We start from the raw sequence: 7,871 nt of genomic DNA on the forward strand, positions 1-7,871 counted from the left end.
GAGCACCCAGGTCCGGGCGCGGTGGACCGCCGCCCCCAGGGCCCCGCACGGCGCAGCCCTGCGGACCCCGACACAGAAGCAAGGACCCATCCAGAAAGGCACGGCCGCCGCCAGTGAGGGACACCCGAGAGAGCCGGCTGCTTCTCGTCCTTTTGGTCTGCGTCGCCTTCGCGTTGATCACCATGGACATCCGTGGCGGGGACGACTCCCCGCTCAACGGCTCGCGAGAGGCGGCCGCCTCCCTCTTCGGGCCGATCGAGGAGGGCGTGGCCGGCGCGGTGGACCCGGTGGCCAACGCCATCGCCGCGATCAGGGACTCGGGAGAGCGGCACGACCGCATCTCGGAACTCGAGCACGAGAACGCCGAACTGAGGCAGCGCCTGGGCAGCGAGTCCTTCCGCGACTCGCGTCTCGAGCAGCTCGACGACCTGCTGCGCACGGCCGGTGCCGGGCAGTACGGCATCGTCGGCGCCCAGGTCATCGGCATCGGCGCCGCCCAGGGCTTCTCCTGGACGGTCACCATCGACGCCGGCCGCGAGGACGGCCTCACCCGCGACATGACCGTGCTCAACGGCGACGGGCTGGTCGGCCGGGTCACCACCGTCGGCGACAGCACGGCCACCGTGCTGCTGGCGAACGACCCGAGCTTCACCGTCGGCACCCGCCTCGAGGGCAGCGAGGAGCTCGGCTTCGCCACCGGCCGCGGCGACAACGAACTCGACGTCCAGCTGCTCAACCAGCAGGCGGACGTGAAGGTCGGCGACCGCATGGTCACCTTCGGCTCCTCGGGCAACAAGCCCTTCGTGCCCGGCGTTCCGGTCGGCGAGGTCGTCAACGTGGAGCGGGCGAACGGCGACCTCACCCGCACCGTCCAGGTCCGCCCGTACGTCGCCTTCACGCAGCTCGACCTCGTCGGCGTCGTCGTCGAGCCGCCCCGCGAGAACCCGCGGGACTCCGTGCTGCCGCCCCGGCCCGAGAACGCGTCGGGCGACGCCGACCGGGACCGCACGGACGCTGACGAGGACGCCGGCGCCGACGCGGACGAGGACGCCGGGGAGACCGGCGGGGAGCGCGACGCCGGGGACACCGCGGACGCCGACGGGACGCAGGACCGGGACGGCACCGGGGACGCGGCGGCCGACACCGGAACGTCCACCGTCCCGCCCCTCGACCGGCGGGACGCGGTGGACGCCGGGCGCGACCCCGGCACGGGAGGCGGCACGCCCGGCGAAGGGGCCGCGGGCCAGGACGAGAACGACCAAGCCACCTTGGAGTGACCGATGCGCGTGTACCGCACTGTGCTGGCGACCCTCCTCGTCGCCCTCGCGCTGGTCGTCCAGGTCAGCGTGCTCGCCAGGCTCCAGCTGCCGGGCGCCGTGCCCGACCTGCTGCTGCTCACCGTCCTCGCCCTCGCCCTGGTCTACGGCCACGTCAGCGGCTGCCTGGTCGGCTTCGGCGCCGGGCTGCTCGCCGACCTGGCCCCGCCCGCCGACCACGCCGTGGGCCGTTACGCGCTGGTGCTGTGCCTGGTCGGCTACGCCGCCGGGCTCACCAGGCCCGAGGGCGGCCAGCACCGCTCGGCCACCGTGCCGATGCTGGTCGTCGCGGTCGGCGCGGCCAGTTCCACGCTGCTGTACGCGGGCGTCGGCGCCCTCGTCGGCGACACCGCGGCCCGCCACGTCGGGCTCACCCACCTGCTCGTCACCGCCACCATCTACGACCTGCTGCTCGCCCCGTTCACCGTCCCGCTGATGATGGCCCTGGCCCGGCGGCTGGAGAGCGACCCGCTGGCCGCCGAGAGCGGCTCCGGCGGCAGCTCCGCCGAGTCCGCCACGGGCTGGCTGGCCGGGGCGGGCTCCGGCCTGCTCGGCCCCAGGAGCCCGCGCCGCAGCCGGTACGGCAAGGGCGGCAGGTTCGGCGGGCAACGCTCCACACTGCTCAGCCGGTCCGCGCGCAACAGGGCCGGCCGGATCAAGGGGGTCAAGCGCCTGTGACCAACATCCCGGAGACGGGGCGGACCTCCCGGATCACCATCCGGCTCGTGGTCATCCAGATACTGGTCTTCTCCCTGCTGCTCACCCTGGGCGGCCGGCTGTGGTACCTGCAGATCCGCCAGGGCGACGAGTTCGCCGCGGAGGCCGCCGGCAACCACATGCAGCAGGTCGTCCAGCCCGCCGTGCGCGGGGCGATCCTCGACGCCCGCGGCGTGCCGATCGCCGACAACGAGACGCGCCTCGTGGTGACGGCCGACCGCACCAAGCTCAGCCGCCTCCCCGACGACGGGGCCGAGGTGCTGGCCAAGGTGGCCGAATTGCTCGGCATGTCCGAGGAGGACGTGGCCAACCGGGTCCGGCTGTGCGACGCCGAGACCCCGCAGCCCTGCTGGAACGGCTCGCCGTACCAGCCGATCCCGATCACCGACGAGGCCACCTCCCAGCAGGCGCTCCAGATCCGCGAGCGCGCCGAGGAGTTCCCCGGCATCAGCGCCGAGCCGACGGCCGTGCGCCGCTACCCCTCGCCCGACGGCGCCCGCACCGCCCAGGTCCTCGGCTACCTCTCCCCGGTCACCGACGACGAGGTCGCCGAGTCCGAGGACACCGACAACCCGCTGCTGACCTCCGACCAGATCGGCCGCTCGGGCCTGGAGCGCACCTACGACAGCTACCTGCGCGGCCAGGCCGGCGTCACCCAGTACGAGGTCGACAAGTTCGGCCGGGTGCTCGGCCAGCACGAGCGGGAGGCGGCCCAGGCCGGGGCCAACCTCGTCACCACGATCGACACCCGCGTGCAGTCCGTCGTGGAGGACCAGCTCGCCACCGCCATGGAGACCGCCCGCCAGCAGTACGACAGCATCTCGGGCCGCGACTACGAGGCCAACGCGGGTGCCGCGGTCGTGCTGGAGAACGACACGGGCCGCGTGGTCGCGATGGCCTCCGCCCCGGACTACGACCCGAACGTGTGGGTCGGCGGCATCTCCACCGAGGACTACCAGGCGCTCACCGCGGAGGACTCCGACGACCCGCTGCTGAACCGGGCCATCCAGGGCCAGGGCCCGCCCGGCTCCACCTTCAAGGTGGTCACCGCCTCGGCCGCGGTCAACGCCGGCTACGACTTCGACGGCTCCTACGACTGCTCCTCCTCGTACACCATCGGCAGCCAGACCTTCGACAACTACGAGTCCCAGGCGTACGGCCCGATCACCATGGGCCGCGCCATCGAGGTCTCCTGCAACACCGTCTTCTACGGCCTCGCCCACCGCGAGTGGCAGGCCGACGGCGGCACGCACCCCGTGGACCACCCCGACGACTGGATGTTCCGCACGGCCCACGAGTTCGGGCTGGGCGAGACCACCGGCATCGACCTCCCCAACGAGGCCGCCGGGCGCATCCCCGACCGGCAGTGGAAGCAGGAGTACTGGGAGGAGAACCGCGACGCCTGGTGCGAGATCGCCGACTCCGACCGCGAGGACTACGCGGCCAGGGTCGCCCGCGAGAACTGCACCGACGGCGCCGACATGCGCGCCGGTGACATGCTCAACTTCTCCATCGGGCAGGGCGACGTGCTGGTCACCCCGATCCAGCTGGCCAGGATCTACGCCGCCCTCGGCAACGGCGGCACCCTGTACCAGCCGCAGGTCGGGCGGGCCGTCATCGCCGCCGACGGCACCGTGCTCGAGGACTTCCAGCCCCAGGCCACCGGGCAGCTCCCCGACGACGCCGAGCTGATCCAGGACCTGCGGGACGCCACCGCCGGGGTCATCACCCGCGGCTCGGCCGCCTGGAAGTTCGCCGGCTGGCCGCAGAACGACATCGAGCTGCACGGCAAGACGGGAACCGCCGAGGCCTCGGGCGACCAGCAGACCACCTCCTGGCTCGCCACCTACACCGACGACTACACCGTCGTCATGACCATCTCCCAGGCGGGCACCGGCTCCGGCGCCTCGGGTGAGGCGGTCCGGCACATCTGGGAGGCGATCTACGGGGTGCAGCCGGACGGCAGCATCGACGAGGACGCCGCGCTGCTGCCCGAGCCCAACCGGGACCTGCCGCGCATCGACGAGAACGGCACCATCGTCCCGCCCCGCGAGGAGGACGAGTGACGGGCACCGGGCCGCGCGGGAGGTCCCGGATAGCACCCGCGCCGCGGCACGCCGGGGGAGGGGTGCCGCGGTGAGCGTCCACACCCTGACCGTCGGCAGCCTCGCCCCGCGCCGCGGGGCCGTGCGGCGGCTGCTCGCCAAGGACTCCGTGGCCAGGCGCATCGACTGGGTCCTCATGGTCGCGGCCCTCGCCCTGTCAGGGCTCGGCACGGTCCTCATCTACTCCGCCACCCGCAACCGGACCGACATCACCGGCGGCGACCCGGAGTTCTTCCTCGTCCGGCAGATCGTCAACGTCGCCATCGGCCTGGCGCTCGCCGTGCTGATCATGTGGCTCGGCCACCACAGGCTGCGCAGCGCCGTGCCCGTGGTCTACGTCCTGTCGCTCGCCGCGATGGCCCTGGTGTTCACCCCCCTGGGCACCGAGATCAACGGGCAGCGGGCCTGGCTCTCCATCGGCGGGTACACGCTGCAGCCGGGGGAGTTCGCGAAGGTCGCGATCGTGCTCGGCATGGCGATGATCCTCGCCGACCAGGTGGACGCCGGGGACCGCGAGTACCCGGGCACCCGGGCGATCCTCCAGGCCCTCGCGCTGGCGGGCGCCCCGCTCTGCGTGGTCGTCGTCGACGACATGGGCATGGCCATGGTGCTGAGCTTCATCGTCCTCGGCATCCTCCTCGCCTCGGGTACCCCGCTGCGCTGGTCCCTCGGCCTGATGCTGGCCGGCGTCGTGGGCGCCGTCCTCGTCTGGGCGCTCGGCGTCCTCGACGAGTACCAGCTCGACCGGTTCGGCGCCTTCGTCAACCCCTCGCTCGACCCCTCGGGCGTCGGCTACAACACCAACCAGGCCAGGATCGCCATCGGCTCGGGCGGCCTGTACGGGAAGGGCCTCTTCCACGGCACCCAGACCACCGGCCAGTTCGTGCCCGAGCAGCACACCGACTTCATCTTCACGGTGGCCGGCGAGGAGCTCGGCTTCGTCGGCGCCGGGGGCATCATCCTGCTCATCGCCCTGGTGCTGTGGCGCGCGCTGCGCATCGCCCGCGGGTCGAGCGACCTCTACAGCACGATCATCGCCGCGGGGATCGTCGCCTGGCTCTCCTTCCAGTGCTTCGAGAACATCGGCATGGCGCTGGGCATCATGCCGGTGGCCGGCATCCCGCTGCCGTTCCTCTCCTACGGCGGCACCGCCATGTTCGCCACCTGGATCGCCATCGGCCTGCTCCAGTCGATACGCCTGAAACGCTCGCTTTCCGCCTGAATACGGCCCCGGATGGGTGACGCGGCCACGCGCCATACACTGAGGAGTCCAGCACCGCAAGAACCCGCATACGTCCCGGAAGGCGCACACATGCCTGTCGAGTCGGTCTTCCCGCGCCTGGAGGCCCTGCTCCCGCACGTCCAGAAGCCGATCCAGTACGTCGGCGGGGAGCTCAACTCCACCGTCAAGGACTGGGACTCCTGCGACGTCAGGTGGGCCCTGATGTACCCGGACGCCTACGAGGTCGGCCTGCCCAACCAGGGCGTCATGATCCTCTACGAGGTGCTGAACGAGCGGGAGGGCATCCTCGCCGAGCGCACCTACAGCGTCTGGCCCGACCTGGAAGCCCTGATGCGCGAGCACGGCGTCCCGCAGTTCACCGTCGACGCGCACCGCCCCGTCGGCGCCTTCGACCTGCTCGGCGTCTCCTTCGCCACCGAACTCGGCTACACCAACCTGCTCGCCGCCCTCGACCTGGCCGGCATCCCGCTGCGCGCCGCCGACCGGACCGAGGAGCACCCCGTCGTGGTGGCCGGCGGCCACGCCGCCTTCAACCCGGAGCCGATCGCCGAGTTCGTGGACTGCGCCGTGATCGGCGACGGGGAGCAGGCGGTGCTCGACATCTCCGGCATCGTCCGCGCCTGGAAGCGGGAGGGCCGCCCCGGCGGCAGGACCGAGCTCCTGCTGCGCCTGGCCAGGACCGGCGGCGTCTACGTCCCCGGCTTCTACGACGTCGAGTACCTGCCCGACGGGCGCATCTCGCGCGTCGTGCCCAACCGCTCCGGCGTGCCCTGGCGGGTCACCAAGCACACCGTCATGGACCTGGACCAGTGGCCCTACCCGAAGCAGCCGCTCGTGCCGCTGGCCGAGACCGTCCACGAGCGGATGTCCGTGGAGATCTTCCGCGGCTGCACCCGCGGCTGCCGCTTCTGCCAGGCCGGCATGATCACCCGCCCGGTCCGCGAGCGTTCGATCACCGGCATCGGCGAGATGGTGGACCGGGGCCTGGCCGCCACCGGCTTCGAGGAGGTGGGCCTGCTGTCCCTCTCCTCGGCCGACCACAGCGAGATCGGCGAGATCACCAAGGGCCTCGCCGACCGCTACGAGGAGGACAAGATCGGCCTCTCGCTGCCCTCCACCCGGGTCGACGCGTTCAACATCGACCTGGCCAACGAGCTGACGCGCAACGGCCGCCGCTCCGGCCTCACCTTCGCCCCCGAGGGCGGCAGCGAGCGCATCCGCAAGGTGATCAACAAGATGGTCACCGAGGAGGACCTGATCCGGACCGTGGCCACCGCCTACGGCAACGGCTGGCGGCAGGTGAAGCTGTACTTCATGTGCGGCCTGCCCACCGAGACCGACGAGGACGTCCTGCAGATCGCCGACATGGCCACCAAGGTGATCGCCAAGGGCCGCGAGGTCTCCGGCTCGGGCGACATCCGCTGCACCGTCTCCATCGGCGGCTTCGTGCCCAAGCCGCACACCCCCTTCCAGTGGGCGCCGCAGCTGTCGGCCGAGGAGACCGACGCCCGGCTGGCCAAGCTGCGCGACCGGATCCGGGAGGACAAGCGCTACGGCCGCTCCATCGGCTTCCGGTACCACGACGGCAAGCCGGGCATCGTCGAGGGCCTGCTCTCGCGGGGGGACCGGCGGGTCGGCGCGGTGATCCGCGCGGTCTACGAGGCGGGCGGCCGCTTCGACGGCTGGCGGGAGTTCTTCTCCTACGAGCAGTGGATGCGCTGCGCGGAGGCGGTCCTGCCGCCGCAGGGCGTGGACGTGGACTGGTACACCACCCGCGAGCGCGGCTACGAGGAGGTCCTGCCCTGGGACCACCTCGACTCGGGGCTCGACAAGGACTGGCTGTGGGAGGACTGGCAGGACGCCCTCGACGAGACGGAGGTCGAGGACTGCCGCTGGTCCCCCTGCTTCGACTGCGGGGTGTGCCCGCAGCTCGACACCCACATCCAGATCGGGCCCACCGGGAAGAAGCTGCTGCCGCTGACCGTGAAGTAGCCGCCGCACGCGCGGGAATGGCCGCCGGGGAGGCCGCCGGGCGTGCGGGCCCCGGCGGCATCCGCCCGCCGGTGCGGGGCGGGCCCGTCCGCCCCGCTCGGCCGGCCGTGGCCCGGCGCTACGATGGGGGCATGTCCCTTTCGCCGCTCGCCGCGCCGGTTCCCCCGGCGGTGGCCTCGGCGTTCCTCCCGGGGATTCCCGCGGCGCTCCGCCCGGAGACCGCCTCGGGGACCTCCCCCTCGGGCAGGGGCTGGTGGCGCTCCACGTAGGAGCGGCCACCCTTCACGCAGGCACCGGGCCGTTCGGACGGACGGCCCTTTCGCATGTCCCCGCGCGCGGGGCGCCGTCCCGACGGCCGCACCGACCCACCGGGAGTCTCAATGATGAAGTCAAGCCGCCTGCGTGACTGGCGGGGCGGGGGTGAATACCCGGTTGTCGCGCAGGAGGACCCACAGGACGCTCGCCCGTCGGCGTGCGAGGGCGATGATGGCCTGGACG

6 protein-coding genes are annotated in these 7,871 nt (G+C 72.4%); all 6 read left to right on the forward strand.

Annotated features, from left to right (window positions below):
• Nucleotides 1–113 precede the first annotated feature (113 nt).
• The 6 genes from mreC to D7294_RS32085 all read left to right on the forward strand — a co-directional run bounded on the left by mreC (nucleotide 114) and on the right by D7294_RS32085 (nucleotide 7,642).
• Nucleotides 114–1,277, forward strand: coding sequence for a rod shape-determining protein MreC (gene mreC, locus D7294_RS27385; RefSeq protein ID WP_241562661.1), 1,164 nt, complete (start codon nucleotides 114–116; stop codon nucleotides 1,275–1,277).
• 3 nt (nucleotides 1,278–1,280) lie between these two features.
• Nucleotides 1,281–1,994 (forward strand): rod shape-determining protein MreD, encoded by a 714-nt coding sequence (gene mreD / locus D7294_RS27390; RefSeq protein ID WP_120684470.1) that lies wholly within the window; start codon nucleotides 1,281–1,283, stop codon nucleotides 1,992–1,994.
• The gene (gene mrdA, locus D7294_RS27395) at nucleotides 1,991–4,099 is read left to right on the forward strand and encodes a penicillin-binding protein 2 (RefSeq protein ID WP_120684472.1); all 2,109 of its coding nucleotides are present in this window, start codon (nucleotides 1,991–1,993) and stop codon (nucleotides 4,097–4,099) included. The genes mreD and mrdA overlap by 4 nt, the downstream gene beginning before the upstream one ends.
• 70 nt (nucleotides 4,100–4,169) lie before the next feature.
• Complete coding sequence (gene rodA / locus D7294_RS27400) at nucleotides 4,170–5,360, forward strand: rod shape-determining protein RodA (RefSeq protein ID WP_241562662.1); 1,191 nt, start codon at nucleotides 4,170–4,172, stop codon at nucleotides 5,358–5,360.
• A 90-nt stretch (nucleotides 5,361–5,450) separates the two neighbouring features.
• Nucleotides 5,451–7,373 (forward strand): TIGR03960 family B12-binding radical SAM protein, encoded by a 1,923-nt coding sequence (locus tag D7294_RS27405; RefSeq protein WP_120684474.1) that lies wholly within the window; start codon nucleotides 5,451–5,453, stop codon nucleotides 7,371–7,373.
• A 131-nt stretch (nucleotides 7,374–7,504) separates the two neighbouring features.
• Nucleotides 7,505–7,642 carry a hypothetical protein gene (locus D7294_RS32085; RefSeq protein WP_158674703.1) on the forward strand — a complete coding sequence of 46 codons (138 nt, stop codon included), beginning with the start codon at nucleotides 7,505–7,507 and terminating at the stop codon, nucleotides 7,640–7,642.
• The last annotated feature ends 229 nt before the right edge of the window (nucleotides 7,643–7,871 follow it).

The organism is Streptomyces hoynatensis (assembly GCF_003626535.1).
GTDB lineage: Bacteria > Actinomycetota > Actinomycetes > Streptomycetales > Streptomycetaceae > Streptomyces > Streptomyces hoynatensis.

What these genes read in the sequence shown, in the direction of transcription:
- D7294_RS27405 (WP_120684474.1), top strand. Translation starts at nt 5,451, where the DNA reads ATGCCTGTCGAGTCGGTCTTCCCGCGCCTGGAGGCCCTGCTCCCGCAC.
- mreD (WP_120684470.1), top strand. Translation starts at nt 1,281, where the DNA reads ATGCGCGTGTACCGCACTGTGCTGGCGACCCTCCTCGTCGCCCTCGCG.
- D7294_RS32085 (WP_158674703.1), top strand. Translation starts at nt 7,505, where the DNA reads ATGTCCCTTTCGCCGCTCGCCGCGCCGGTTCCCCCGGCGGTGGCCTCG.